Annotated in this window: 1 protein-coding gene; it reads left to right on the top strand. The window is 62.3% G+C overall.

Going from position 1 to position 725, the window contains the following annotated elements; genetic code table 11:
- Window positions 1-725 (top strand): lytic murein transglycosylase (locus EOA36_RS36475; protein WP_145969556.1); only part of this gene is annotated, 725 nt, incomplete at both ends.

The following is a 725-nucleotide window of genomic DNA, read 5'->3' as shown; positions in this document are numbered from 1 at the left end:
GGCCTTCCGGGGGATCAACGAGCCCGATCCGGTGGTGCTGGAAAAGGCCCGCACCCAGCCCGAATTCACCGCACCCGCCTGGGATTATTTCGACAACCGCGTCCATGACCAGTCCGTCGCCGTCGGGCAGCAGATGGCGAAAAAGTGGAAACCTTGGCTGGACAGGATCGAGGCGAGGTTCGGTGTCGACCGCTACGTGCTGTTGGCCATCTGGTCGATGGAATCGAACTATGGCGAGATCCTCAAGCGCGACGACATCATGCGCAATGTCGTCCGTTCGCTGGCGACTTTGGGATATGGCGACCCGAAACGTTCGAAATACGCCCGCACCCAGTTGGTCGCGGCGCTGAAGATCCTGCAGAGCGGCGACATCGACGAAAGCCACCTGATGGGCTCCTGGGCGGGTGCCATGGGCCAGACCCAGTTCATCCCGACCAGCTACCAGCATTATGCCGTCGACATGGACGGTAACGGCAAGCGCGACATCTGGAATTCCATTCCCGATGCGTTGGCGACATCGGCTAACCTGCTCAAGAAGAATGGCTGGCAGGCTGGCAAGACCTGGGGCTACGAAGTCACCTTGCCGGCAGGCAAATTGCCGGGCGGATCGAAGACGCTGGCGCAATGGCAGGCGCTCGGCGTCGCCAGGGCCAGCGGCAAACCGTTCAAGACCCTTACCGACAAGGCGACGCTGAAAGTGCCGGACGGCCGCGGCGGACCGGCCT

Source organism: Mesorhizobium sp. M8A.F.Ca.ET.021.01.1.1, assembly GCF_003998025.1.
In the GTDB taxonomy this organism is placed as follows: Bacteria; Pseudomonadota; Alphaproteobacteria; order Rhizobiales; family Rhizobiaceae; genus Mesorhizobium.
This window is presented reverse-complemented; position numbering and strand designations above follow the sequence as displayed.